Origin of the sequence: Pseudomonas sp. PvP028 (assembly GCF_017832255.1) — a bacterium.
Taxonomy (GTDB): domain Bacteria; phylum Pseudomonadota; class Gammaproteobacteria; order Pseudomonadales; family Pseudomonadaceae; genus Aquipseudomonas; species Aquipseudomonas syringae.
Genome location: NZ_JAFIBL010000001.1, coordinates 3,407,807 through 3,434,332 on the forward strand (window position 1 = coordinate 3,407,807; position 26,526 = coordinate 3,434,332).

The window sequence follows — 26,526 nt, forward strand, 5'->3', positions numbered from 1 at the left end:
TCCAGCCGCCGTCAGCGGACAGGCGGCGCCTGGAATTCACCCTTGGACAAGCCTTCTACGTCATTGCCCATGCTGTCACGAATGCTCAGGTCTGCGCCCTTGTCGGTCAGCTCCTTGAGCACTTCAGTGCGTTTGAACAAGGCGGCGTACATGGCCGCAGTCTGTCCGGCATTGTTGGTGAGGTTCGCACCACAATCTGCCTGCACCAGACGCTTGGCGATGCTCAGTTCACCTTTGAAAATCGCACCCATCAGCGCCGTATTGCCGCGATTGTCCTTGGCGCATGGGTCCGCTCCGGCGTCTATCAGGCGTATCACCGAATCCTCATGGCCGTGATAGGCCGCCAGAATCAGACCGGTATAGCCTTGTTCGTCACGGATGTTGAGGTCGTAATGAGCCTCGATAAACGTGTCCAGCATCGGGTTGTTGCCTTCACGGGAGGCGTCGAAAAACAGCGTGCGCAGTTGGCTGGCAGTCTGTTCGGCGCTCAGCTCTGAAGGCGGTGGAGTGGGGGTGGGGGTCGATGCCGGTGGTGTGGCGTTAGCGGCTGCGGCAAACAGCAGCAAGCCATAGATCAGATGCTTCATGGGCGTTCTCCTGACGGGAACCGTCCCGGCGACAGAGCACCGGGACGGGGTATCAGATCATCAGTCCTTGAGGCTTGCAGCCAGGGACTTGACCTTGCTCAGATCGCCTTTGGCGACTTCGGCTACCCGAGTGCCGTAGTCCGGATCCGCCTTGTACAGGTACGACAGCATGATGTTCTTGCTTTCAGTGTCGGTGTCGGCAAGCGACTCACCAAAGCTCTGCACCAGGTCAGTCTTCTCTTTCGCGCTGTAGGAGCGATACAGATCACCCGCCTGCTTGAAGTTCTGCTCACGCGTGATCTTCGCCTGCTGGGTAGTGCCACTGAGCGGCAGCTGGCTGTAGCGCGCTTTGTCATCCGCTGGACGCGGTTCCAGACGGCTCGGCTCATAGTTGACGCCGCTGGTGGTGTGACCGGTATTCAGCGCGCCGTCCTGATTGCCGTTGTTGACCGCAACTTTTGGCTGGTTGACGGGCAGGCTCAGGCCATTCGCGCCAAGGCGATACATCTGGGTGTCAGCGTAGGAGAACACACGGCCTTGCAGCAGACGGTCCTCGGAAGGTTCGATACCTGGCACCAGGTTGGCCGGGGCCATGGCGACCTGCTCGGTTTCCTGGAAATAGTTATCGACGTTCTTGTTCAGGACCATCTGCCCGATTTTCTTCTCGGGAACATCCGGCCAGATCTTGGTAGCGTCCAGTGGGTCGAAGTCGAATTTCGCCAGCTCTTCAGGCTTCAGGACCTGAACGTACAAGTCCCATTTCGGGAAGTCACCCTTTTTGATCGCGCCGACCAGATCGTTGGTCAGGTGGCTGTAGTCCTTGGACTGGACCTGAGCAACTTCCTTGGGATCAAGGTTCTTGAGGCCCTGCAGGGATTTCCAGTGGAACTTGACGTAGTGCACTTCGCCCTTGGCGTTGACCAGTTTGTAGGCGTGTACACCGTTGCCGTCCATGAAGCGATAGCCCGCTGGGGTGCCCTCGTTTGAATACAACAGGGTCAGCGTACGGGTGGCTTCCGGTACGTGGGAGAAGAAGTCGAAGCGACGCGAATCGTTGTCCAGATTGGTACGCGGGTCAGGTTTGAACGCGTGGACCATGTCCGGGAACTTGATGGCGTCACGAATGAAAAAGGTCGGAAAGTTGTTGCCAACCAAGTCCCAGTTACCGTCAGCCGTGTAGAACTTGGTGGCGAAGCCGTGCGGGTCGCGCAGGGTTTCAGGCGAGTGATTGCCGTGAACCACGGAGGAGAAGCGTACAAATACCGGGGTCTTCTCGCCGGATTTGAAAACGGTCGCCTTGCTCAGGTCGCTGATGTCGGCGGAGGCCGTGAACTCGCCTTTGACGCCAGTGCCACGGGCATGCACGACGCGCTCAGGAATGCGTTCGCGATCAAAGCGCTGCAGCTTTTGCAGCAGCTGCACGTCTTGCAGCAGGACAGGCCCTTCGGCGCCTGCGGTCTGAGAATTCTGATTGTCTCCAACGACGGCGCCATTGTCGCGGGTCAGGGTGTCGGCTGCATAAGCGGTCGGAATAGTAATCAGACCGGCTGCAGTTAGACACACCATGTGTCTGGACCAGTTTAATAACGGCATTTTGAATCCCTCATATTTTTAGTAGGCCGGATTATCTTAGGCGCGTGAGGGAAATGCGGTGATTATAAAAATGTATCGGGGTGATTGAGATAAATACTCAGGCAAAAGGTAGACCCGGTGAAGAATGTTTGCACTGAATTCGCCTGGTGCATTGATGCCCGTTCAGACGTTGTGGATCAAGTTATATATCCGAGTTTTCTCTAGTTCAGCATCCCTCTGAAATAAATGGATTTTTATTGAATGTCGACAGTCATTAAACTTGCCGTCTCGCCCCTCTATCAGGCAGATGTGAATCATTATCAACTTTGTTGTCTGGCTCCCGTCAGGTCGCTGTCGAGTGGGTTGGTACGATCGTACTGGTAGTTAGGATCATCGTTCAGGTGGGTGGCTATTTGACATTCTTTTTTTAAGTCATCGTATAAGTTGCAACTAAGTTGGCGCGCTGCTGGATGCTGGCAATATGACAATATCGGTCCTGAATGCTTCGACGCGCTATCATGTGGCCACGTCCTGTACAGACACACCTATTAAATGGAGCCCCTTGTCCCATGCCGACGATCATGCTGCTACACACCCCGCCGCCGGAGTTCATCCGTAGCCAGATCCAGCAGATGGTTGTCGACTACGTGACGGACATCAGCCTGGTGGCCATTGCGCCGAGCAACCCGCTGTACAACCTTTACCAGTACGGCGTGGGCTACGAGGTGCATTTGTACCTGAATGCCATGGACGGTTCGCAGCAGCTGACCGTGGAGCTGATCGTCGCACTGGACGATGAAGACCCCGAAACCGTATTGGGTTTTTTGCTGTACATGCCTGTCCAGGATGATCCGCAAGCCTGCGCCGTAGCCTACATGGCGGTGCGCGACAGCCACCGTCGTCAGGGCATCGCACGCTCGATGCTGGAGAAAATGACCAGTCGCTATCCGCACGCAGAGCTGTATTGCGTGGTCGGCAAAGTCGCGTATTTCGAGGCAATGGGCTTTCAAGTGCTGGGTGCGCGTGGTCCGCAGGTCATCATGAACACGCGTGATCACGGTACTGACGGCTTGCTTGCGGTCATGGATATCGCGCCGATCTACAACTCGGTGGAAGTGCGGCAGATTCACGCTTACCTGCTCAAACAGCACGGCAACAGCGCGATGGTCGATGCGGAAAAGCAACGCGATCGCCATCTGGACCGTATGACCCTTGAAGCGAGAACGTTCGCCGAGCAACGTCTTGGCAACAATGAGTTGGCAGACGACGCGTCAAAAACTTCGCGCCTGCACTGACAAAGAACGCAATGAGGCAGGACCGATAGAGAGCGTTGGCCGCACAAGTGCGACTGCCAAAGTCTTTTCTATCGAAAAAAGAAGAGGTTGTGGAACGATCCAAATGAGGTGAAGTCATTATGACATCATCGCTGTTTGATCACCTCATTTCGGCACTGACACCACTCCTCATTCAGCAACAGGTAAGCCCCATGAACGTCCTGCGTCAGTCCAAATTCTCCACCAAGCTGCTCTCTGCTTTCATCATCTGTGCATTGATTACGCTGGCCGTCGGCGCTCTGGGGATGGTGGGCGTGACCCGCCTGGCCAACGCCCTTGAGCTGACCTTCTCCAACAATCTGATCTCGGTTGGCAACACCAATGAAGCGCTGACCAGCTTCACCGCTCACAACCGCGGGCTTTACCGTTTGCTGGATGCGCAGGATGGCGGTGTCTCCGAAACGGACAAGGATCGAGTTCGTCAGGCATTGGGTGATGACCTGGCCCGTGCGCAAAAAGTGTTTGCGATCTATCGTGCCACGCCTCTGGAAGATGACGAACGCGCCGCCGGGGACCAGTTGGAACTGATGCTGCCCGCTTACGTTTCGGGCTCTCAACAGGTTGTCGACCTGATGAAGGCGGGTAATTACCCGGCTGCCCGGACCCAGTTGAACAGCCTGTCCTCGGAAAGCTTTACCAAGGTGCGCAGTTACATGCGCACCATGATCGATTCCAACAACCGTCAGATCAAGGAAGGCGCAGCCGCTGCTGCCGATCTGAAGGCCAATTCGGTATTGATGCTGGAGATTGGCGTGGTGATTGCCTTTCTGGTGGCCATCATGCTGGGCGTACTGATTACCCGCATGATCACCCGTCCTTTGGCCGTCGCAGTCGCCAGTGCTCAGCGCATTGCGGGCGGTGACCTGACTCAGCCTATTGTTTCTAACAGTGGCGATGAAGCCGGACAACTGTTGAACGCGCTCTCCGATATGCAAAACGGTCTGAAAAATACTATTCAACAGATTGCCAGTGCCTCGGACCAGCTGGCTTCCGCTGCCGAAGAACTGAGCGCCGTCACCGATGAAAGCACCCGCGGGCTGACTCGCCAGAACGACGAAATCCAGCAGGCGGCAACGGCTGTCAATCAGATGACCGCCGCAGTGGAAGAAGTGGCGCGCAACGCGGTGTCCACGTCCGAAGCGTCGAAGTCTGCGACAGACGATGCTGTCGATGGCCGTGGTCAGGTCGATCACACAGTCAAGGGCATCACCACCATGGTTCACGAGATCACCGCATCCACCGGCGCTGTATCCGAGCTGGCCGGGCATGTGCGGGAAATCAGCAAGGTGCTTGACGTGATTCGCAGTATCGCCGAACAGACTAACCTGCTGGCCTTGAACGCCGCCATTGAAGCTGCGCGTGCTGGTGAACAGGGGCGTGGTTTTGCGGTGGTGGCTGACGAGGTTCGGGCTTTGGCGCACCGTACTCAGGCATCGACAGTGGAAATCGAAGGCATGATCAGCACCGTGCAGTCGGGCGCCGACGGCGCAGTTGCGGCGATGGGCAAGAGCCTGTCGCTGGCCACCAACACGCAGGGACTGGCTCAGCGGGCGGGCGCGGCGCTGGAGAAAATCACCCTGGGTGTAGCCACCATCAATGAGCGCAATCTGGTCATTGCCTCTGCCTCGGAAGAGCAGGCCCAGGTGGCCCGCGAGGTAGACCGTAACCTGATCAACATTCAGGACCTGTCGACCCAGAGCGCTGCCGGTGCCAACCAGACCAGCGCGTCCAGTCAGGAACTGTCGCGACTGGCCACCTCGTTCAACTCACTGGTTGCCAACTTCAAGCTGTAAGTCGCCCTCACGGGGCATTGTCTGGCGCACGTCTGGGCCCGATCGGTAGTGAAATTCCGGTCAGGCATAAAAAAGGCGTTGCGCCCGACCGGGTCATTTCGCGCATCATAGGCGGACTCAGCCCGAGAGAGACTTTTCATGCCTGTCATTCATTACCTTCTGCGCCTGTCGCTCCCGCGAGTGTCATTATCCTTTCTGGCCGTATTGTGCTCTGGCGTGTTTGCCAGTGCTGCGCTGGCCGGTGACGAAACGCAACTGATCGAATCCCTCAATGCCTATCGCAGCCAGGCACAGCGCTGTGGCGAGCAGGTGTCCATGGAGCTGCCGCCGCTGACCAGCGACGCGCGTCTGGTGCTGCCGGCCAGTGGCAATCTGGACCTGCAACAGGCGCTGACGCGTGCTTCCTATCCGATGGTCACTGTGCAGGCGATAAGCCTGTCCGGTCCGAACAATGCAGACGCTGCACTCAAGGCGGTTCTGGAGAGTTTTTGCCGTGTGGTGCTGGACCCGCAGTTCGTCGATATCGGGGTCAGCCGTGAAGGACGAGACTGGCGTATCGTGCTGGCGCGTTCGCTGGTCGCGGCGCGTCTTGGCGACTGGCAGGCAGAGGGGCAAAAAATTCTGGACATGATCAACAATGCCCGCACTCAGGCACGCCAGTGCGGCACACAATCCTTCGCCGCTACTACGCCGCTGGCCTGGAACCTGGTACTGGGGACCGCTGCGCAACGTCATTCCCAGGCGATGGCCAATCAAAACTTTTTTGACCACAAGGATCGTGACGGCCGTACACCTGGCGACCGCGCCGAACTGGCCGGGTATGTGGGTCAGCAGGTAGGGGAGAACATTGCCGCCGGTCAGGACAGTGCGCGCAAGGTGGTGGATGGCTGGCTGCTGAGCCCGGGCCACTGCGCCAACCTGATGAATCCGGATTTCCGCGAGCTGGGCGCAGCCTACGCGATGGACCCGAAAAGTGACGCAGGGATTTACTGGACGGCAATGTTCGGCACGCAGCAGTAGTGTCTGCCGCTGCGTAACGGGCTGGCAAGCCTGGGCAGATCATTCGACAAGGAAAGATGCCGGGAAGCGAGCCTCCCGGCAGAGGGGCTTAAACGCGGAATTGCTTGGTGAGACGGTTCAGGCTTGAAGCCAGGGTCGACAGTTCTGCAGTGGCGATGGCTGTCTGATTGGAGCCCTCGGATGTCTGGCTGGACAGATCACGAATGCTGACCAGGCTTCTGTCGACTTCTCGAGCGACCTGAGCCTGTTCTTCGGCAGCGGTGGCGATCATCAGGTTGCGTTCATTGATCTGGCTGATGGATTCGGTGATTTCCAGCAGCGCCTTGCCGGCGCCATTGGCCATCTCCAGCGTCTTGTGGGCCTGAACGCTAGTCTGCTCCATTGCGCTGACGGCATTGCCGGTACCGGTCTGAATCGAGCCGACCATCTGCTCGATTTCTCGGGTCGATTGCTGAGTGCGATGCGCCAGTGCCCGGACTTCGTCGGCAACCACCGCAAAACCTCGTCCGGCTTCACCTGCGCGGGCCGCTTCGATGGCCGCGTTGAGCGCCAGCAGGTTGGTCTGTTCGGCGATGGCGCGAATAACATCCAGCACCTTGCTGATGTCCGTCGCCATGACGGCCAGGCCTTGTACCTCGGTGGACGTGATCTGCACCTTGGAAACCATCAGGTTGATCGCCGTGACGGTCTCATCGACCTGCGCGCGTCCGGCCATGGCGGCAGTGCTGGATTGCGAGGTCACTTCCGATGCCGATGCGGCATTACTGGCGACTTCTTCTACCGCCGCGCTCATCTCGTTGACGGCGGTGGCTGCCATTTCGATCTCGTTGGTCTGGCGCAGAATGGTGCGCGATGCATCTTCCGTGACGGCATGCATTTCCTCGGAGGTGGCCGCCAGCTGGGTGGAGGAGTCGCCGATCAGGATCAGGGCATCGCGCAGGTTGGTTTGCATGGTGGCGAGTGCGGCAATCAGTTTCGCCGCCTCGTCAGTGCCATGTTGCGGGATATCCTTGCTCAGATCATTGCTGGCGATGCGTTGCGCGATACTCAACGAATCGCCAATCGGGCCCGTCACACTGCGGGTGTACATCCAGGCGAGGAGCAGCGTGGTGATGACGCCCACGGTGATGAAAATGCCCACCATCCACAGCGTCTGCTGATAGGCAGCGTTAGCGGCAGCGCCGGCTTTCTCGGCTTTGGCGTCGTTGACGCCGATGAGTTTCTTCAGCCCGACTTCAACCTGATCGGCCGCGCTTTTCATTTCGCCATTGGAGGTTGCCACTGCAGCTTCCAGATTGCCGGCGGCCACTGAGGCCAGGTAGCGATCCTGTGCCACCTGATACCCGGCCTGTGCCTGAGACAATTCATCGAATGCCTGGCGCCCTTGCGGGGTCACGATCAATTTGCCGAGCGTGTCAAAATAGCCGGCGATCAGCGAGCGAGACTGCTGGATATCGCTGAGCGCCTTGTTCTTTCGATCCTGCGGCTCAATCGGATTGCGCACACGGGCGTTGTTGCCGCGGATACTGACAAACTCCCGATCAATCGACCCGAGCTGTTTTACGCTCGGAAGCACATTGGTCTCGATGAATTTTTCCGCCGCATTGAGCTCGGCCGCCTGACGCAGGGCGAGGAGGCCCAAGGCAATGATCATCAGGCAGAACACGCCGAAACAGAGCGTCGAACGAGCGGCCAGGTTGAGTTTTCGCAGGATCATAGTGTTTCTCCGAAGGGGTAATCAGCTATCGCCCTCATTCGGATTAACTTGGCTGTAAAAGGGTAACAAGGTGTTTCAGAAGGGTTGCAGTGTCGGTTCTTATCAGTACCGGCTGGTTCTGTTATGTGCGCTCAACGTTTCTCCATGCCCAACATGAAGGTATCGACTGCGCGTTTGACCAGTGCGCGAATTTCTTCGATGCTCAGCGGCATGGGCGCCTGTTGGTAAAGGCGAATCTCGGTTTCGGCAGTCAATAGCGCAGTCAGCTGCAACGCGGCGATATGCGGGTCGGTGTCACGCAACTGGCCTCTTCGCATCGCCAGAGCCATCATTGAGGTGACTGTCTGCAGACACTGGCTGGGACCGGACTCGTAGAACATCATGCCGATGTCCGAGTGTCCGGACTCGGCGACCACCATGCGATACACGGCCAGTGCCTTGTCATCATTGATAAGCACCATCAGCATGCGTTCCCCGAAGCGCGTGAACAGGGTCCGCAAATCGATCGGTCTGTCATCCTGGATCGCCAGCTCTGAAACCGCGTCGGCCAAATGGGCGGTTGCGAGTCTGTCGACTACGGCGATGAACAGTTCTTCCTTGGAAGGGAAATAACTGTAGATCGTCGCCTTGGAGCCACCCATTCGTTTGGTGACCTCATTCATCGATGCACGCTCGTAGCCCATTTCGAGGAAGACACTTGCTGCGGCATCAATGATGGCTTCGCGGCGAGCTTCAGTACGGACCTTCATTCATATCCTCAATTCTCCGGTGGGCAGATAGTGTGCAAAATTCTCTAGACTGGAACTGAACCGTTCGGTACGATTTCAGTCGACTCCGTGGAGCTTACTGGAAAAGCAGGCGTAGATAAATGCCGATGGACTGCACCCGGCCACTCGTTGCCCGAATCCATTCAAAGATGGAGTGAACAGTTCTATGACCATTATCGACTTCAACAAATCCGTCAAACGCTCTTTTCGTGGTAATACGGCAACGGCTCCTCAGCTGGAAAAAATGCTGACGGTGATTCTGAAGACCGATGCTCCTGTGCTCATGGGGATATGCAGCGATGGACTGCGTAGCAACAGCACTGTTTTGGGCGGGGAGTTTTACGGCGAAAACTTCAGCGGCTCGGTACTTTCCGGCGGTAGCAATACGCTGGTTGAGTTGTCATCCGAGCTGGCCTTTCTCGAAACCCGTTTCACGCTGGTCACCCAACTGGGTGAAATGATCAACGTAGAAAGCAGAGGCGCTCTGCTTGTTGACGAAATGGGCCAGCACGAGCTGCAGAACGGAGTATGGCCAATCAGCGAAGGCCATTACCAGTGCACTTGCACACCCCGCTTTCAGGTTTCTCTGGGTCCTAACGAGTGGCTGGAGAAGAGCGCGTTCATCGGCAGGTTCGAATACCTGTATGGCAATGAAGCGCTGATCAGCTTTTACCGAATTAAGTTCTGATACATCCCTTCAAGTGCCACCGAGCAAGCCCGCGCAGGCCTGCTCTGTGGCAACGTCTTAAAACGTGACGCTGGCGCTCAGGCGTGCGGTGCGCGGTTCACCCACATTGACTTGCAACTGGCTGCCGGTGCTGGACGGGTAGTACTGCTTGTCGAACAGGTTATCCACGTTCAACTGCAGGCGTGTTTTATAACCGGCCATAGGCACGTCCCAGCGCAGAAACGCATCGGCCACGGTATAGCTGCTCATATAGAAGGTGTTGGCATCGTCGCCGGCGCGTTCGCCGACGTAGCGTGCGCCGCCACCGGCGTGCCAGTCGCCCAGACCGGACGGGACTTGCAGGTGGTGGGTGAGGTACAGGCTGGCCGTGTGCTTGGGGGCTTGGCTCAGACGATTGCCCTTGTTGCTTGGATCATCCAGCACTTCGGTGTGGGTGTAGGCGTACGTGCCGATCATGTCCCAACGCTCGGCAATTCGACCGGTCACGTCCAGCTCCACGCCTTGTGAACCTACCTTGCCGGCTGCTTCGCTGACACCGGTCACGCCGGTAGGCGTAACGACGTTTTTCTTCTCTATGTCGAATACCGCGAGGTTGAAGTTGAGTTCCGGTGCCAGTGCATATTTGGCCCCGACTTCGTAGCTGCGGCCTTCTTCCGGGTCGAAGGTGGTGCCGTCATCGTTGACGTCATCGTTGGGTACGAAGGAGCGGCTGTAGTTGCCGTACAGCGACAGGTCTTCATTGACCTTGAATACCAGACCGGCCATTGGCAGGAAGACATCGTCATTGCTGTCCAGGTTCACCGTGCGGTTCGCGCCCAGGCCCTGTTTGATGTACTGATCGTAATGCTGGTAACGGCCACCCAGGACCAGAATCCAGCGGTCATCAAGGTGCCAGTTGTCCTTGAGGTAAACGGACGACGAGGTCAGTTGATTGCTCAGGTTGCTGGTGGTCGCACTGACGACACTGGGCTCCGCCAGGCTGCCATAGCTGGGCGAAAAGATGTTGAAGCCGTTCTGCGCGGTGTTGCGGTAGGTCTTGCCGCGGTACTTGTCGGAGTCTTCCTGCTCGGCACCGATCAGCAGATCATGTTGCTGGCCAAACACCTCCTGCTTGCCGATGAAGTCCCAGCTGGCATAACGCGTTTCATAATCGTAATGGCCGCCATTGGCCTGACGCCGCAGCACGCCGCTGCTGGACAGCGTACTCGGCTGGGCAATCGAGAGGCTGTAGCGGTCGTTGTTCCAGCCGTAGGTCAGGCGGGTTTTCCAGTCATCGCTGAGCTGGTACTCGAAGCGCGCGGTCGCGGTTTCGCTGATGCCGACGGTATTTGCCCATTTTTCGTCCAGGCGCTTGTCGTAGCTGATATCGGCCGGATGACCGCCCGTGAACACCGTGCCACGATCGAACGGGCTGACGTAGTCGTTGTATTCGTAAGCCAGCGTCAGGCTGGCGCGCTCCCCGGTCCAGGACAGCGACGGCGCGACCAGCGTGTGCTGGTCAACGCCATAGTTACGCCAGTAGTCCTCGCTCTGACGCTCGGCCACAAGGCGGTAGGCCAGCCCCGAGTCGCCGAGCGGGCCGGTGGTGTCGACGCCGAAACTGCCGCCGCCTTCACTGTACGCCGAGCCACTGAGCGTGGTGCTTTGCACGTATTGCGGCTGTTTGCTGATCACGTTGATCACGCCACCTGGCTCCATTGCTCCGTACAGCAGCGAGGCCGGGCCTTTGAGCACTTCAACGCGTTCGGTCGTGGCACCGAAATTTTTCGACACCACCGAGCGCACGCCGTCACGCAGCACCGAGCCATCATCGTTGGTGCCGAAGCCGCGCTTGACCAGTGAGTCCTTGGTGTTGCCGAGCGTATTGCCCTGGCTGACGCCACTGACAAACTTCATGGCATCGTCCAGCGAGCGCACGTTGTAGTCGGCAATGGTCTGTGGTGTCACCACGTTGACCGACTGCGCTTCTTCCTTGAGTGGTACATCACTCTTGCTCGCGGTGCTGGCGCTTTTGGCGCTGTAGCCTTCCTGCGCTTCGGTCGCGGTTGCCGACACCTGCGTAGCGGGCAGCGTTGCAGTTTCAGCTGCATGCACTGCGCCGCCGGAGAACATCGCCAGAGAAAGCGCGGACAGCAGAAAAGTGCCGGGACGGCGAGGGCATTGGAAGGACGTGCTCAAGGGAGATGCTCTGCTATGACGTTAATAGCAATAATTGTAATTTGATATTAATTCTCATGTAAATAAATGATTGAGGCGCCTGTTGGTTTCGGTCCCCTCGGCAAACAGAGAGCGCTCGGCTCAGGACTGAGCCGTTACGTTGGCATCGATCCGCTTGCCCATGCTGATAATGAGCTCCGGCGTGTAGCCCAGGGTTTGATAGAAGGCCTGCACGCTTTCATTGAAGGTATGGATCTGCAGGTTGATCTTCACGCAGCCGAGATCCGCAAGCGCCTTTTCTGCGTGCCTGACCAGCCGGGTGCCCAGGCCGTTGCCGCGCTGTTGCGGATCGACGGCAACCGAATACAGCCAGCCGCGATGCCCGTCGTAGCCAGCAAGGAGGGTACCGACCACTTGGTCATCCGCGAGTGCAACGAAGAACAAATGGTCGTCGACAGCCCGTTTCTTGTCGATCGACAGGTCTGGGCGATTGTGTGGCATGTCGTCATTGAAGACGGTCTTCCACAGCTGGATGACCGCCAGGCGGTGATGCGGGTCTGAATATTCGACAATACAGTTCATTGCGGGGTCCTTAGGCCATGAGTCCGAAGACTACTGCCACGCGCCCGGCGCTGTCTAACCGGCGTTCTTTGAGTCCTTGCCCTGTTTTGTCACCTGAGGCAGCGATGCCGGTGTATCGAGCAGGGCGCGAATGGCCCGGCTGTAAGCGGGCTGCCCGAGTTGCATGCTGTTGTTATGCGTACCGCCAGGCACCAACAGCAGCTTCTTGGGTTCCTGCGCGGCTGCAAACAACTGTTCGCTGAAGCGGGACGGTACATAGCGATCCTCGGTGCCGTGCACGATCAGCACCGGCATATGGATGTCTGCAATCTTGTCCAGCGAGTCGAACTTCTGCGACAGCAGCCAGCGCACCGGCAGCGAGGTGTTGGCCAGCGCGGTGGCCACATCGGCCAGGTTGGTGAACGTCGATTCTATGATCAGCCCGCGGGCCTGAATCGGCGCATTGCCCTTTTCAGCGTCTTCGCCCAGTTCGGCCGCCAGATCCACCGCCACCGCACCGCCCAGAGAGTGCCCATAAATCAGCCTGCGCTGCGGGTTGGGTTGCAATTGCTTCAGGCGTTCCCAGGCGATGCGTGCGTCTTCATACACAGACCTTTCCGACGGTAGTTGGCCCATGCTTTGCCCGAAACCCCTGTAATCGATCGCCAGTATCGAGTAGCCCTGCGCCTTGAGTTGCTGGATACGGAACAGCTGACCGGTGAGGTTCCATCGTGATCCATGCAGGTACAGCACCGCCGGAGCGTTCTTGTCCGCAGCGGGCCACCACCATGCATGGATATTCTGGGAGGTGCCGAATGCCGGTGTACTGAGTTCGATTTCCTGCACATCTGCCGGCAGACCGCTGTACCAGCTGGCGGTACCGGGCTCGATGCGGAACACCAGTTCGCGCTCCTTGTGTTCAAGCACTGCACAGCCGACGGGCAGGCCAAGGATGACGGCTATCATGCTAATCCATCTGAGCGGACGGGCTTTGAAGCGAGCCAGCGGCGAAATCGACATAAGAGGAATAGTCCGGTCAACAAAATGAAATAAATGCAGAATCTGCATCCGGGATGCAAGACCAGCCGACGAACGCCGGGTTACAGGATATTGCGCACCCGCGCCGCAAATACCGAAAGGTTGAGGCGAGTAAAGCCCTTGGCTTCAATACCTTGCGCGAGGAGGCCTAAAGGCAGCATCGACAACGACGCTTATTAGCACGTTTTGTTATTGAGGTAGCCCTTTTCGATAGCCGCGGATTATGCTGTGTGGGCGAGGGCGCTGTGTTTTTGTCATCTACCGTCGCCGGATTCGCCGATCTGCTTGCTGTATTCCCGCGCTTTCTTCAATTTCTTCAAGAGGTTACCGCCTATGTTCACTCACCGTCCCCTGGAAGAAAAAGACGTCCCTCTCATTTGCGAGCTGCCGCAGAATGCCGATGAGCTGTTCTATATGTTCCCCAGGGCAACGTACCCGCTGACCGCCTCGCAACTCAGCCAAGCGCTTGAGACACGGCATGATTCGACCGTCATTGAAATGGACGGCGAAGTGGTAGGTTTTGCCAATTTCTCTCAATGCAACTTTCGCGGCCGCTGTTCGCTGGGTAATGTCATCATCGCCCCGAAAGCCCGGTCCAGAGGGGTAGGGCGCTTCATGATCACCACCATGATGGGGATCGCGTTCGACAAGCATGAAGCCACTGAAATGGTCGCTTCCTGCTATAACCATAACGTCCCTGGCCTGCTGTTCTATCCGCGGATGGGATTCCGTCCATTCCATATCGAAGAAAAGCGCGATAAGCGCGGCGAGCGTGTCGCGTTGATTCATCTGCGGCTGTCCGGCACCGACGCAAAAGAGAACATGCAAGACACGCAAGAATAAGTTTCGAGCAGGGCACGCACGGCTCTTTTCGACGGAGCGGGCGTGCCTTGCAAGCGCCGCATCCGTTTCAGGCTTCAACCGTTCGTCAGTCTTAACTTCCTTCTTTTACGTGCAGTTTATCCACGCGGGTTCACCTCAAGTGCCATTTTGTTGATGAACAGGGCAGTGAATCGTTTTTTCTGTTGACGCCGTCAATAAAAAACTGCGTTAAAAGGGTTGTCGATATTCAGTTATGGAAGTTGCCTCAAGTGCAGGGCGCAGTGTATAACGGGTTTAAGCATCACGTGAGTGGCGACAGATAATTGGCGGGCTGGCGCGGGCCGTTTTTAAAAAGTCATCAACAATAAAAATTATCAAGATTTTGTCACTGTCGGGACATGCTTACACACATAAGGAGATAAAGAAATGATCGCGAGTGGACTGTCCGAGTTAGAACTCAGGAGTATGGTTGAATGTGCGCTTCTGCCGTTGCGTTGCACCTGTACGATTGTCGATGAGCAGATGAATGTGCAGATAAGCCACCCGGTATCCGGGCGCACCCAGCGTCAGAAGAAACTGCCGCTCAGCCGTATCAAGACCGTTCGGGACATCGCTGAGCTGGTGGCCGAGTTGCGTGAAGTGCCGGTGACGGCTCGAGTCGCGAAAGCTTACTACAGCGCTGCCTGATACCGCTGCACACCGCTGATGCTCCGGCATTACGTTACCTGGCCCTGATCATCGCTGATCGGGGCCTTGTCGTTTCCACGGGTCGATTTATCAATCGCATTCAGCGCAGAGAGAGGGGCTCGTCTGCTCTTCATGAGCGCGGACCCTTGGGTGGCACACATCGGTAGTGTGCTCGTCAAATTAACAGCGTCGAAAGCCTGTTGTTTTTAGCGCAGACGATAAAAAATAAGTTGAACGCGTTGAACGCTGTAATGTCGTCGACAACTGCTCTTTTGAAGGGGGCTTCCACGGCTGAAAGATACAAGCTCATTCAAATCATCAGGTTATAAAGCGTTCCGGGCCGTTGCCGCTGCTTGCAGCCCATTTGACACTCTTGCTTTTCTTTGCAACTATTCAGTTGCCCGACTTATTTTGTAACGCATTGTCACTCTTCTCAAGTTGATAAAAGTGCTGGGTTAAAAAAGGGCGGTAGCATGACGTCTTATCCCTGTCAGGTCTGAACTTAAGGCCTGTGTCTGTTTTACCTATTGTAATTTTTTGTGAAGAACACTTTTTCTGACCATGGCGGCTCACAGGTGCCGTGAGTGAGAGAGTGTGCAGTGTGCTGCATGTGTTTTGCCTCGAATCGTGCAGGGACGCTGATTCGCTTTATCAATCAGGTATTCGACCCTCCAGAACTTCTGGACTGCACCCACGTATGAAAATGACGATGGAGCATCATTATGTTTGATACCTGTATGGAAACAGCCTGCGGTTGCGTGGTGGGTGGCGCAGGGCTCGCGGGCATGGGCTTTTTGTTCAACGCCCTGAAAAGCGGCGCGATGCCCGGGCTCGCAGCCAAAGGACTGATTGTCATTGATGCAAGTGACCGGCCCGGTACGGGTGCGCTGGGAGATTACCGGATCACTGCCAACTCGGTTGGCGATGTGTTCATTGATTGTCTTCGCGATCCGGCATTGCGCGAGGTATTCGAACCCCTGGAAAACTCCGCAGCTTACTGGCGCATCAAGGCTCAGGCACAGAGCGCGCCGCAACTGTCGGATGTGGGCCTGCTCATGGCCGAGGCATCCAGGCTGGTGCTGGACCACATCGTGCAACGTTATGGTGTAGAAGTCTGGTCCGGCACGCGCCTGGATGAGGTGATATGCGAGGGTGACGAGTTTTGTCTGCACGTCGACAGCGTGTACGGCAAAAGACGCGTGCGCTGTCAGGCGCTGGTACTCAACCTGGGCGGGCGCCAGGATCCACAACACTTGATCCATGATCTTGCTCGACAAGGCCTGACGCTGCCGGACCACTGCACTGTCCAGAGCGCTGACCGCTTGCTGCGCATGAACGCGGTGCAGTTGCGCGAAGTCTTTGCCCCGGCGCTGGTCGATAACGGGCGCATCACCATCGTCGGGGGATCTCATAGCGCTTTTTCGACGCTGGAGAATCTGGCGGATGCACTGGAGTTTGCCGGCTTGCAGGAACTGTCACTCGTTCATCGCAGCAGCATCAGGCTGTTTTACGAAAGTGTTGAACTGGCGCACGCGGCCGGTTACGTATTTGACGCGCAGCTTGATGTCTGTCCGGTTTCAGGTCGGGTCAACCGTTCCGGAGGTTTGCGTTACCGTGCGCTGGAGATCGGGCGCCAAGCGTTGCAAAACGGTCGCGTGGGCAAAACCGGCGTGCGCGTGCAGATGTTGCAGACACTGGGCGGACGCCCCGATGAATATGAGCAAGCCCGACTCGCGCTGGCCGACTCGGCTGTGATCGTGCAGTGCTCTGGCTATCAGCCCGTGTTGCCCCGACTGAGTGATGCCAATGGCAATCTCGTCAGTTTGCGCGAGGCCAAAGGGGGGCTCGATTCGGACGCTGGCGGCTGCCCGTTCGATCAGCACGGTCGTCGAATCAAGGGCATGCATCTTTTCGGTCTGGGCGCCGGATTGGGCGTCGACCCGCAATTGGGCAGCGAACCCGCTTTCGACGGCCGGGTATATGGCGTCTGGCAGTTTCACCATGATGCCAGCGGAGTGGTACTGGAGGCGATCACGCGCAGACTCGCTCATCAGCCTGTAGCTGCCGAGACGTTCATTTCGGAAGGATTCATGCAAGCGGCTTTAGGCCTTCAGGCCGGTTAGGCTGGTGCAGCGCAGGTTGGTGGTCATAAAAAACGGCGTCCCAGGGACGCCGTACGGCCGGCCTGCCAATAAACGGCAGGTCAGCATTGAATAAGGGGGTAGTGCGGGAGTTATTGTGGGTCCTGGTTGGGAGCCAGTTCTGCCTGGATACGTTTGTAGATTTCTTCACGATGCACTGAAACATTTTTGGGTGCATTGATGCCCAGGCGGACTTGAAGCCCTTGAACGCCAAGAATCGTGACGGTGATCTCGTCACCGATATTTATGCTTTCGCCTACTTTGCGAGTGAGTATCAACATAATCTTTTCCTTGATGGCCTCTTGAAAACGCCTCTCTCAAGAGGCTGGCGTTTGCCTTTGCGTGGTGATTGTTGCCGAGTGCATCCAAATGCATCCGTCTTATGACGTCGCACAGGTGAATTAAATTCCCTCGGTTCATTTTCTTGTCATCGAGATTTGCATCCCGGATACGACGAGTGCGCCAATTCTGCCCGTTTCGACGTGAAAATGCCCGTATTTACTGGCGTCATATAAAAAGTAACGTCAACCGCTGCACCGTTCCGGGTCATCATCATCTTAGCCGACGGTGCTGCTTGAGCCATTTCGATATGAGTACAAGCGTAGGCACGACTGCACCAGATTGCCCGGGCTTTCTGAAAATTCAAATGAAAGTGCTGAGCGAGTGTGTAGGAAGGGTCTGCGGATCACCTTAGTGTTCACGCTGATGCTGGGTACCACGGGGGGCAGGGAAGGGATGCACAGGTGTGAGGCAGGGCCAGGCCTTCGCGGGTTTCAGCGCCCGCGAAGGCTCGTTCGGGGTTTACACCGCCATTGACAACAGCATGATGAAAATCAGGCCGACGACCGAGAGGATGGTTTCCATCACCGTCCAGGTCTTGAAGGTCTCGGCAACGGTCATGTTGAAGTACTGCTTCACCAGCCAGAACCCGGCGTCATTGACGTGCGACAGGATCAACGAACCGGCACCGGTTGCCAGCACCAGCAGCTCGCGATTGACGCCGGGGATCAGGCCGACCACCGGCGCTACGATGCCAGCACCGGTAATGGTTGCCACCGTCGCCGAACCGGTTGCGATACGGATGACCGCCGCTACCAGCCAGGCCAGCATGATCGGGTTGATCTGCGCCTGCACAGCCATGTGTCCGATCACGTCACCCACGCCACTGGCGACCAGCATCTGCTTGAAGCCACCGCCTGCGCCCACAATCAGCACGATTGCCGCCACTGGAGCCAGGCTCTGGTCCAGCAGCTTCATGATTTTGCTGCGATCAAAACCACGTGCGGCGCCGAAGGTGTAGAACGCCAGCAACAGCGCGGCAAGCAGGGCGGTGATCGGGTGACCGATCAGGTCCATCCAGATGCGGAACATGTTGTTTTCCGGCAACACCACATCGGCAAAGGTCTTGAGCAGCATCAGGAAGACCGGCAGCAGGATGGTCACCAGTGTGATGCCGAAGCCTGGCAGGTTTTCAGTGCTCGATTCCTTGGCGATCTGATCCATCAGTTCCTTGGACGGCGTACCGGGGATGCTTTTGGAAATCCAGTTACCGAAGATCGGGCCGGCGATGATGGCCGTCGGCAGTGCAACGATCAGTCCGTAGAAAATGGTTTTGCCGATATCGGCGCCGAAGATGCCGATGGCCAGCAACGGACCCGGATGAGGCGGAACCAGACCGTGTACGGCTGACAGGCCTGCCAGCAGCGGGATGCCGATCTTGACGATGGGCACGCCGGTGCGCCGCGCAACAATGAACACCAACGGGATCAGCAGGACAAAACCGATCTCGAAGAACAACGGGATGCCCACCAGGAAGGCAGAGAACATCATTGCCCAGTGCACTTTCTGTTTGCCGAACGTGCGTATCAGCGTTTGCGCAATCTGGTCCGCGCCGCCCGAGTCAGCCATCAGCTTGCCGAGCATTGTGCCCAGGCCGAGGATGATGCCGACGAAGCCCAGCACCCCGCCGAAGCCGTCCTGGAAGGATTTCATGACTTTTTCGACCGGCATTCCCGAGGTCAGGCCAAGAAAGCCTGCCGCCAGGGTCAACGCGACGAAAGGGTGCACCTTGAAGGTGGTGATCAGCAGCACCAGGCCGACGATGGTCACCAACGCATCGACGAGCAGGAACGTCTCATGGGTCATACCGAACATGGATATCTCTCCGGTTTATTGTTTTAAGGAACTGTTAACAGCGCCGACTTCAATCGTGTGTGCGCAAGACAGCGCTGTCTTTTGCACTCACGCCTTTATCAGGCGTGAGAGCCTTTCCACCATGCTGCGGCTTGTTTGCCGATGACATCGATAGGCTGGGACGCGTCCACGATCAATGTAAGCGGTTCGCCATAGGGCGGTTCGAGGGTCGCGAACTGGCTGTCTACAAGGCTGGCGGGCATGAAGTGCCCAGGCCGGTGCGAGCAGCGTTCGCTGGCGAGTTCCTTGCTGAGTTCCAGAAAAACGAAACCCAGGCCTGGCACCGCATCACGCAGGCGCTGGCGATAGATGAGCTTGAGCGAAGAGCAGGTCAGAACCGGGTGTTCACCGTTGGCGAGGGCGGCAGCCATCTCTTCGCCCAGGCGGGTCAGCCAGCCGGCACGGTCTTCGTCGTTGAGGGGGGTTCCGGCGCTCATCTTTTCGATGTTGGCTGGAGGATGGAACGCGTCGCCTTCGATCAGGCGGCCGCCGCTGTTCAGGGCAATCTCGGCACCGACGGCGCTTTTGCCGCAGCCAGATACACCCATCACCACAAGGGCGGAAATAGCAGTATTCGCAGTTGTCACAGTAGGCACCTCATCTGGAGACAGCGCTGTCTTCTTTCGGGGGGACATAAGTCTCATCCCGGACTGTTCCAGTTATTTGTCGTTGTTTTGGGCTCATCAATAAGCATGGGAGGCTGTTCTCCGCGGACCCGAATCGGGTAACCCCTGTGAAACCAGCGATAAAGCATTGTCACGTTCCATGAGACAGCGCTACCTTATGGGGCATTCGACACATTTGGCAACCCCTATGTTAGTTGGCAACGCATGATACGCATTGGTTCCCGCTCGACTGGTCGCCCCACGCTCAATGAAGTGGCGAAGCTGGCTGGCGTCTCTCCGATCACCGCCTCGCGAGCCTTGCGCGGTATCAGCACCGTGGCGCCTGAGTTGGTCGAAAAGGTCCGTGCTGCGGCGCAGAGCCTGGGTTATGTGGCCAACCCGGCAGCCAGGGCGCTGGCCTCTTCCTGCAGTCAGACCGTCGTGGTGCTGGTGCCGTCGCTTTCCAACCAGTTGTTCATCGAGACGCTGGAAGCCATTCAGGACGTGTTGCGCGTGCGCGGCCTGGACGTGCTCATCGGCAACTACCATTACTCACCCGAAGAGGAAGAGAAGCTGCTGCGCAACCATCTGGTCAATCGCCCGCGCGGTATTCTGCTGACCGGTTTCGACCACACGGCAGCGTCCCGCCAGATGCTTGAAACCAGCGGCATACCCTGCGTGCACATGATGGAACTCGACACTCGCCTGGGCGCCTATTGCGTCGGGTTCTCGCAGCAACAGGCCGGTGCCGAAGCTGCGCGGCACCTGCTCGGGCGTGGCCGTCATCGGCTGGCATACATGGCCGCCCAGCTCGACCCTCGTGTGCTGCAACGTGGCACCGGGTTCCGTCGGGTGCTGGAAGACGCCGGGCTGTTCGACCCCGCGCTGCAGGTCTCGACACGCCAGGCCTCCTCGATCGGTCTGGGCGGGGAGTTGTTCGCGCGCCTGCTTGACCAGCATCCGGATGTCGACGGGGTGTTCTTCTGTAATGACGACCTGGCGCAGGGCGCTGCGCTGGAGGCCTTGCGCCTGGGGGTCGCGATTCCCGAACGGGTCTCTCTGGTGGGCTTCAACGACCTGCCTGGGTCCGCGCACATGGTGCCGCGCCTGACCTCGATTCGCACACCCAGGGAAGAAGTCGGACAGCGTGCTGCTCAGGTCTTGCTGGGCCTGCTGGACGGGGTCACCCAGCACCCGCAGGTCGATCTAGGGTTTGAACTGGTGGTGCGGGAAAGCTCTTGAGTCTTTTCCCCGACCAGCCCTGGCGATCCCTCCCCGAGTCATTGTACTGACCAATGGTAGGGGCGCTCTGCGGGCTCGATGCCTCCGGGCTGGAGTGCCCGACCGTGCTGTCCTGCACTGTTGTCGATACCCTCATTCGAACGGTTTCGGCACATTTCGACTGTTATTTCTGACAGTACCCATCCCCCCGTGTTGAGTATTCAATGACCCTACGTTTTTGGCTCGGAGCGGCATAAGTGTCTTGGCCGCATCGTTGGATGACGGGGATATATCTTCTTATCTATTCCCCGTTCTGGCGGTCTTACAAGACCTATTGAAGGTGAGAGAAATGCAAAAAAAAGCATCTCAGAACGTTAGAGCCCTGACGCATATCGTCGACCCCGTCGGTTCAGGTGTCCCCCTGGACATCGCCTGGCTGACCGGCATTATCCCGCTGGGCTTCGTACCCGCAGAGATCGCTATCAGCCCTGATGAAACCACGTTGTATGTCGCTCATGAAAGTGGTCGCGAAGTCAGTGTGGTCGACATCGCCAGTGCCAGCGTAACGGGTGCCATCAAGCGGGCAGGGGCAGGCGCGATTACCCTGAGCCCCGATGGCAAAAGGCTTTACACCATCGGCCAGAAAAGGTGCTACGTGGTCGATACGCGCATGCGCGAAGTGATCAGGATACTTCCTGCAGCCAACGTCAACAGGATCCTGTGCAGTGCCGATGGCCGTTTTATCTGCCTGTCCTTTCAGAACGCGCTCGGCGGGTTGATTCGCCTCATCGAGACCGAGAATTACACGGTCGAAAACGAGTTCGATCTGGGTGCCCTGACCAACGCATCACTGGCCCTCGGGATCAGCCCGTTGAACGACAGGTTTTACGCAACCATGCTGGTTGACCGGACCGCGCCTACCGATGTTCTTGCGATCAGCAAGGTCGATTACCTGCAACATGACATTCCCGGCTTCTCCGACCCGCGTTCGATGGCCTTCAGTTCCGATGGCGCCTGGCTGTATGTCGGTGGCATCGACGAGGTTTACATCATCGATGCGGCTACCAACAAAACCTTCTATCGGGAAAGGATCGGCACGCAAGGCTACCCGGTGAAAGTCATCGGAGTGACCTCGGATGACCGCTATGTCTACGCGATCTATACCTGTAATTACGACGTTTACCGGATCGACACGGTGAAGGGCATCGCCACCTGCATCGCTTACTTTCCGTCGGTAGGCGGTGCGGTACTCAACAAGACCGGCACGTACATCTATTCCAGTCATCCGGACATGAGCTGGATTTCGATCTACCGGCTATGAAGACTCCTGCAATGGCCTGGCTTGCGTGTTACCAGCCGGGTCGACCGTCAGTCGGCGTCAAGCGCTGCGACGCCGGCCTTGGCGACCTGAGCATCCTGTTCGGCCTTCACGCCTGAAACCCCCAGCGCACCGATCACCTGGCCGTCGACGATGACCGGCACACCGCCTTCCAGGGAAGTCAGCAGCGGAGCACTCAGGAATGCAGTGCGCCCGCCATTGACCATCTCTTCGTAACCCTTGGACTCACGTTTGCCGAGTGCCGAGGTGCGGGCTTTTTCGATCGCGATGTAGCTGCTGATCGGTGCGGCGTCGTCCAGTCTCTCGAATGCCAGCAAATGGCCGCCGTCATCAACGACGGCGATGGAAACGGCCCAGCCATTGGCCTGCGCCTCTTCGCGTGCGGCACCGAGCATCAGGCTGACTTCGGTCTGGGTCAGTACGGCTTTGATCTTCATGGAGCTCTCCGGAGTAATGATTATTGAATGGCGTTCAGTGTGATTCAGGCGTGCCAAGCGCCGCGTCGATCAGTTCGATCCAGTGCCGCACTGGCGTTCGGCCGGCGCTGGCCAGATGGGTCTGACAGCCTATATTGGCGGTGGCAATCACCTGCGGTTTGCCGCTCTCCAGTGCGTTCATGCGGTTGTCGCGCAGTTGACGGGCGATGACAGGCTGGGTGATGGAGTAGGTGCCTGCAGAGCCGCAGCATAAATGACCGTCCGGCACTGTGGTCAGATTGAAGCCTAGACGAGTCAGGACACGCTCGACTTCGCCGCCGAGTTTTTGCGCGTGTTGCAGCGTACACGGGCAGTGGAACGCCAGGCGCTGATCGGTCTTGATGCAGAGGGTTTCCAGCGGTTCGTCGCGCAGCAGTTCGACCAGATCCTTGGTTCGCGCGCTGATCTGCCCGGCCTTGTCGGCATAGGCTGGATCATGGCGCAGCAGGTGGCCGTAATCCTTGACGAAGGCCCCGCAGCCGCTGGCCGTCTGGATCAGGCTTTCAGCACTGCCTTGCAACGCGGGCCACCACGCGTCGATGTTGCGCCGTGCCCGGTCCAGCCCTGCCTCCTGTGCATTGAGGTGATAATCCACGGCGCCGCAGCAACCCGCCTGTCTGACCGCCGTAATGCCGATGCCCAGACGATCCAGCACCCGCGCCGTAGCGCTATTGGTGTTTGGCGACAGGCCCGGCTGAACGCAACCTTCCAGGAGCAACACCTGGCGCGCATGACCGGTGTGCGGGCGAAGTCCGGCAGGATGGACCGTCGCCGGCAGCTTGGTGGCCAGGGTTTGTGGCAGCAACGGCCTGAACTTCAGGCCCATGCCGGTCAGGGATTTGAACAGTCCGGGGTGGGGGATGACGCGACGCAAGCCTTCACGCAGCACGCGTTCTGCGAGTGGCCGCGGCACCAGGGCCTCAACCGCCGCGCGGCCGATGTCCAGCAGGTTGTGGTAATCCACCCCGGACGGGCAGGTGGTCTCGCAATTGCGACAGCTCAGGCAGCGGTCCAGATGCACACGGGTTTTCTCGGTAACCGGCTGACCTTCGAGCACTTGTTTGATCAGGTAGATCCTGCCGCGTGGACCGTCCAGCTCATCACCCAGCAATTGATAGGTCGGACACGTAGCGTTACAGAAACCGCAATGCACACAACTGCGCAGGATACGTTCGGCTTCTTCGGCGCGCGGCAGGGTTCTGGCGTGTTCACTCAATGTGGTCTGCATGTTTCAAAGCTCCGCGTACAGTCGACCGGGGTTGAAAATCCCCTGCGGGTCGAGTCGGGTCTTGAGTGCCTTATGGTAGCGCAGCACAGGTGCGGCCAACGGTTCAAACGGGCTGTCGACGACGCCTTGGCTGTAGCAGGTCGCATGGCCGCCAACCGCCATGGTGATGGCTCGAATGGTCTGTCCGTCAGCGTCCGACTTGAGCCAGCGTTGCGCGCCACCCCAGTCGATCAACTGCTCGCCCGGCAGATCCGGCAGGTGGCTGTCGGCAGGTACACAGAGCCGCCACAGGGGCCGCGGGTCATCGAAGAAGGGCAGGTGATGCGCATTCAACTGTTGCCAGTACGCGGCATCGAGTAGCTCGCCGCCGAGCCGGTCCCGGGCTGCGGCCACTGAACCTTCACCGCCTTCCAGGCGCAGACGCAGTACGTGGCCATCATGGCTGGCCGCGCTGATCGGTATCGGTTGCTGACCCCACTCGGCAAGGCGCGCCAAGGCCAGCGCGCTGTCCATTTCCAGTGCGATGCTGCTGCACAGACGTGGTTTGGGCAGCACCTTGAGCGACACCTCGGTCAGCAGCCCCAAGCAGCCGAAACTGCCTGCCATCAGGCGTGAAACGTCATAACCTGCAACGTTCTTCATGACTTCTCCGCCGAAACGCAGGTGTTTGCCAAGACCGGTGATGACCCGTGTGCCCAGCACGAAATCACGCACCGATCCGCTCCACGGCCGGCGCGGTCCCGAGAGTCCCGCAGCGACCATGCCGCCGAGCGTCGCGGCGCCGAAGTCGGGCGGTTCGCAAGGCAGCATCTGGCCTGCGGCATCCAGCGTCTGCATCAGTTCGTTCAATGGCGTGCCGGCGCGTGCAGTGATCACCAGTTCTGTCGAGTCATAACTGACGATGCCACGGTGCTCGCGGGTATCGAGTATTTCGCCAGCGGTTTCACGACCGAGACAAGCCTTGCTGTTGCCGCCCTGAATACGTAACGGCGTTTCGTCGCGCAGCGCCTGATTGACCCGCTCGAGCAGTGCCTGGCTGACGTCGTTGTCCATCGTGCTCATCAGAAACGCTCCAGGTCGGGGAACGGCAATTGCCCGGCGTGGATGTGCATGGCACCAAATTCCGCGCAGCGATGCAGGGTCGGGATGTTCTTGCCGGGGTTGAGCAGGCCGCTGGCGTCGAATGCCGCCTTGATGGCATGGAAGAAGGTCAGCTCGTCGCTATTGAACTGGGCGCACATCTGATTGATCTTCTCGCGACCGACACCGTGCTCGCCGGTAATGCTGCCGCCGACCTTGACGCACAGCTCGAGGATTTTGCCGCCCAGTGCCTCGGCGCGCTCCAGCTCACCCGGTTGATTGGCATCGAACAGGATCAGCGGATGCATGTTGCCATCGCCCGCATGAAACACGTTGGCGACGCGCAAGCCGTATTGCTCGGATAGCTCCCTGATGCTGCGCAATACGCCCGGCAACTCACGGCGCGGGATGGTCCCGTCCATGCAGTAGTAGTCCGGCGACAGGCGACCCACGGCCGGGAAAGCGTTCTTGCGCCCGGCCCAGAAGCGGACCCGTTCGGCCTCGTCTTTGGCCTGGCGCACTTCGGTAGCGCCCGCCAGTGTCAATACCTCGCTGACCCGTTCGCAGTCAGCGTGCACATCGGCTTCCACGCCGTCCAGTTCGCAGAGCAGGATGGCTTCGGCATCGACCGGGTAGCCTGCGTGAATGAAATCCTCGGCGGCACGAATCGCCAGATTGTCCATCATCTCCAGCCCGCCGGGGATAATGCCCGCAGCAATGATATCGGCCACCGCGCGCCCGGCCTTTTCCACGGAATCGAAGGCTGCCAGCAGCACCTTGGCCACCTGCGGTCTGGGCAGCAGTTTGACCGTGACTTCGGTAATGACGCCGAGCATGCCTTCGGAGCCGGTGAACAGTGCCAGCAGGTCGAAGCCCGGCGAGTCCAGCGTGTCGCTGCCCAGCGTCATCGGCTCGCCTTCCACCGTCAGGATCTCGACCTTGAGCAGGTTATGCACGGTCAGCCCGTATTTGAGGCAATGCACGCCGCCGGCATTTTCCGCCACATTGCCGCCGATGGAGCACGCGATTTGCGAGGACGGGTCCGGCGCGTAATACAGGCCGTGGGGCGCTGCCGCCTGGGAAATGGCCAGGTTGCGCACGCCGGGCTGAACCCGCGCCAAGCGCGCGGAGGGATCTATATCGAGGATCTGGTTAAAACGCGCCATGACCAGCAGCACGCCTTTTTCCAGCGGCAACGCGCCTCCCGACAGCCCGGTGCCCGCCCCGCGAGCGACCACCGGTACGCGACGTGCGTGGCACAGCCTGAGCAGCGTCTGTACTTCTTCCACATGCCGCGGCAATGCCACCAGCATCGGTGTGGTGCGATAGGCCGACAACCCGTCGCACTCATAAGGCCGCAGCTCTTCGGGACGATGCAGGATGTCCAGGTCGGGCAACTGCTGTTGCAGCGCCTGCAACAGCAGCTGCTTGTCGACGGCGGGCAGCACGCCGTCGATGCGTTCGTCGTACAGAATGTTCATCAAGCCACCCTGGGTTGTT

At 58.4% G+C, this 26,526-nt stretch carries 23 protein-coding genes; 9 read left to right on the forward strand and 14 right to left on the reverse strand.

Annotated features, from left to right (window positions below; genetic code table 11):
- Nucleotides 1-11: 11 nt before the first annotated feature.
- Together JOE34_RS15165 and katB are read right to left on the reverse strand one after the other, a co-directional pair.
- Entirely contained in the window at nt 12-587 is a 576-nt protein-coding gene (locus tag JOE34_RS15165; protein ID WP_032659258.1) for an ankyrin repeat domain-containing protein, read from the reverse strand.
- Nucleotides 588-647: 60 nt separating this feature from the next.
- Nucleotides 648-2,153 (reverse strand): catalase KatB, encoded by a 1,506-nt coding sequence (gene katB, locus JOE34_RS15170; RefSeq protein WP_003344123.1) that lies wholly within the window; start codon nt 2,151-2,153, stop codon nt 648-650.
- Nucleotides 2,154-2,728: 575 nt separating this feature from the next.
- On the opposite strand from katB, the gene JOE34_RS15175 reads away from it, so the two are divergent.
- From JOE34_RS15175 to JOE34_RS15185, 3 genes are all read left to right on the forward strand, one after another.
- Entirely contained in the window at nt 2,729-3,454 is a 726-nt protein-coding gene (locus JOE34_RS15175) for a GNAT family N-acetyltransferase (RefSeq protein ID WP_032659255.1), read from the forward strand.
- Between the two features lie 191 nt (nt 3,455-3,645).
- On the forward strand, nt 3,646-5,286 hold the full coding sequence (locus JOE34_RS15180) for a methyl-accepting chemotaxis protein (RefSeq protein WP_032659282.1): 1,641 nt from the start codon (nt 3,646-3,648) through the stop codon (nt 5,284-5,286).
- Between the two features lie 138 nt (nt 5,287-5,424).
- A complete protein-coding gene (locus JOE34_RS15185) occupies nt 5,425-6,306 on the forward strand; it encodes a CAP domain-containing protein (protein WP_003427204.1) in 882 nt (293 codons plus the stop codon).
- Nucleotides 6,307-6,394: 88 nt separating this feature from the next.
- On the opposite strand, the gene JOE34_RS15190 is transcribed toward JOE34_RS15185, so the two are convergent.
- Nucleotides 6,395-8,023 (reverse strand): methyl-accepting chemotaxis protein, encoded by a 1,629-nt coding sequence (locus tag JOE34_RS15190; RefSeq protein WP_003427202.1) that lies wholly within the window; start codon nt 8,021-8,023, stop codon nt 6,395-6,397.
- 131 nt (nt 8,024-8,154) lie between these two features.
- Nucleotides 8,155-8,772: a TetR/AcrR family transcriptional regulator gene (locus tag JOE34_RS15195; RefSeq protein WP_003315871.1), complete on the reverse strand. Its 618-nt coding sequence runs from the start codon at nt 8,770-8,772 to the stop codon at nt 8,155-8,157.
- A gap of 184 nt (nt 8,773-8,956) precedes the next feature.
- Here JOE34_RS15195 and JOE34_RS15200 point away from each other — a divergent pair, with 184 nt between their 5' ends.
- Entirely contained in the window at nt 8,957-9,478 is a 522-nt protein-coding gene (locus JOE34_RS15200) for a DUF3237 domain-containing protein (protein WP_003391487.1), read from the forward strand.
- A gap of 57 nt (nt 9,479-9,535) precedes the next feature.
- Here JOE34_RS15200 and JOE34_RS15205 read toward each other — a convergent pair whose 3' ends face one another.
- From JOE34_RS15205 to JOE34_RS15215, 3 genes are all read right to left on the reverse strand, one after another.
- A complete protein-coding gene (locus tag JOE34_RS15205) occupies nt 9,536-11,656 on the reverse strand; it encodes a TonB-dependent siderophore receptor (protein ID WP_074908567.1) in 2,121 nt (706 codons plus the stop codon).
- A gap of 120 nt (nt 11,657-11,776) precedes the next feature.
- Nucleotides 11,777-12,217, reverse strand: coding sequence for a GNAT family acetyltransferase (locus JOE34_RS15210; RefSeq protein WP_003391495.1), 441 nt, complete (start codon nt 12,215-12,217; stop codon nt 11,777-11,779).
- 54 nt (nt 12,218-12,271) lie between these two features.
- Nucleotides 12,272-13,216, reverse strand: a complete 945-nt coding sequence (locus JOE34_RS15215; protein WP_161421696.1) for an alpha/beta fold hydrolase — start codon at nt 13,214-13,216, stop codon at nt 12,272-12,274.
- A 351-nt stretch (nt 13,217-13,567) separates the two neighbouring features.
- Here JOE34_RS15215 and JOE34_RS15220 point away from each other — a divergent pair, with 351 nt between their 5' ends.
- The 3 genes from JOE34_RS15220 (at nt 13,568) to JOE34_RS15230 (ending at nt 16,866) form a co-directional block, all read left to right on the forward strand.
- Entirely contained in the window at nt 13,568-14,077 is a 510-nt protein-coding gene (locus tag JOE34_RS15220; protein WP_003315866.1) for a GNAT family N-acetyltransferase, read from the forward strand.
- A gap of 405 nt (nt 14,078-14,482) precedes the next feature.
- The gene (locus tag JOE34_RS15225) at nt 14,483-14,743 is read left to right on the forward strand and encodes a DUF1652 domain-containing protein (protein ID WP_024665172.1); all 261 of its coding nucleotides are present in this window, start codon (nt 14,483-14,485) and stop codon (nt 14,741-14,743) included.
- 722 nt (nt 14,744-15,465) lie between these two features.
- Nucleotides 15,466-16,866: a pyridine nucleotide-disulfide oxidoreductase gene (locus JOE34_RS15230; protein ID WP_032659248.1), complete on the forward strand. Its 1,401-nt coding sequence runs from the start codon at nt 15,466-15,468 to the stop codon at nt 16,864-16,866.
- A gap of 110 nt (nt 16,867-16,976) precedes the next feature.
- On the opposite strand, the gene csrA is transcribed toward JOE34_RS15230, so the two are convergent.
- The 3 genes from csrA to JOE34_RS15245 all read right to left on the reverse strand — a co-directional run bounded on the left by csrA (nt 16,977) and on the right by JOE34_RS15245 (nt 19,625).
- On the reverse strand, nt 16,977-17,165 hold the full coding sequence (gene csrA / locus JOE34_RS15235; RefSeq protein ID WP_002554157.1) for a carbon storage regulator CsrA: 189 nt from the start codon (nt 17,163-17,165) through the stop codon (nt 16,977-16,979).
- 520 nt (nt 17,166-17,685) lie between these two features.
- Complete coding sequence (locus JOE34_RS15240; protein ID WP_003315860.1) at nt 17,686-19,038, reverse strand: GntP family permease; 1,353 nt, start codon at nt 19,036-19,038, stop codon at nt 17,686-17,688.
- Between the two features lie 98 nt (nt 19,039-19,136).
- Nucleotides 19,137-19,625 (reverse strand): gluconokinase, encoded by a 489-nt coding sequence (locus JOE34_RS15245; RefSeq protein ID WP_003344097.1) that lies wholly within the window; start codon nt 19,623-19,625, stop codon nt 19,137-19,139.
- Nucleotides 19,626-19,907: 282 nt separating this feature from the next.
- Between JOE34_RS15245 and JOE34_RS15250 the strand changes: the two genes are divergently transcribed.
- Complete coding sequence (locus JOE34_RS15250; RefSeq protein WP_016568529.1) at nt 19,908-20,924, forward strand: LacI family DNA-binding transcriptional regulator; 1,017 nt, start codon at nt 19,908-19,910, stop codon at nt 20,922-20,924.
- 328 nt (nt 20,925-21,252) lie between these two features.
- Nucleotides 21,253-22,224, forward strand: a complete 972-nt coding sequence (locus JOE34_RS15255; protein WP_003344092.1) for a YncE family protein — start codon at nt 21,253-21,255, stop codon at nt 22,222-22,224.
- A gap of 47 nt (nt 22,225-22,271) precedes the next feature.
- Here the strand turns inward: JOE34_RS15255 and JOE34_RS15260 are convergent, their stop codons facing one another.
- The 4 genes from JOE34_RS15260 to glcD are packed head-to-tail and all read right to left on the reverse strand — an operon-like array spanning nt 22,272 to nt 26,507.
- Nucleotides 22,272-22,679, reverse strand: a complete 408-nt coding sequence (locus tag JOE34_RS15260; RefSeq protein ID WP_003391508.1) for a heme-binding protein — start codon at nt 22,677-22,679, stop codon at nt 22,272-22,274.
- Nucleotides 22,680-22,713: 34 nt separating this feature from the next.
- Nucleotides 22,714-23,946 (reverse strand): glycolate oxidase subunit GlcF, encoded by a 1,233-nt coding sequence (gene glcF / locus JOE34_RS15265; RefSeq protein WP_024665170.1) that lies wholly within the window; start codon nt 23,944-23,946, stop codon nt 22,714-22,716.
- A gap of 3 nt (nt 23,947-23,949) precedes the next feature.
- A complete protein-coding gene (glcE, locus tag JOE34_RS15270) occupies nt 23,950-25,008 on the reverse strand; it encodes a glycolate oxidase subunit GlcE (RefSeq protein WP_003391514.1) in 1,059 nt (352 codons plus the stop codon).
- Nucleotides 25,008-26,507, reverse strand: coding sequence for a glycolate oxidase subunit GlcD (gene glcD, locus JOE34_RS15275; protein WP_024684012.1), 1,500 nt, complete (start codon nt 26,505-26,507; stop codon nt 25,008-25,010). The genes glcE and glcD overlap by 1 nt, the downstream gene beginning before the upstream one ends.
- Nucleotides 26,508-26,526: the final 19 nt, after the last annotated feature.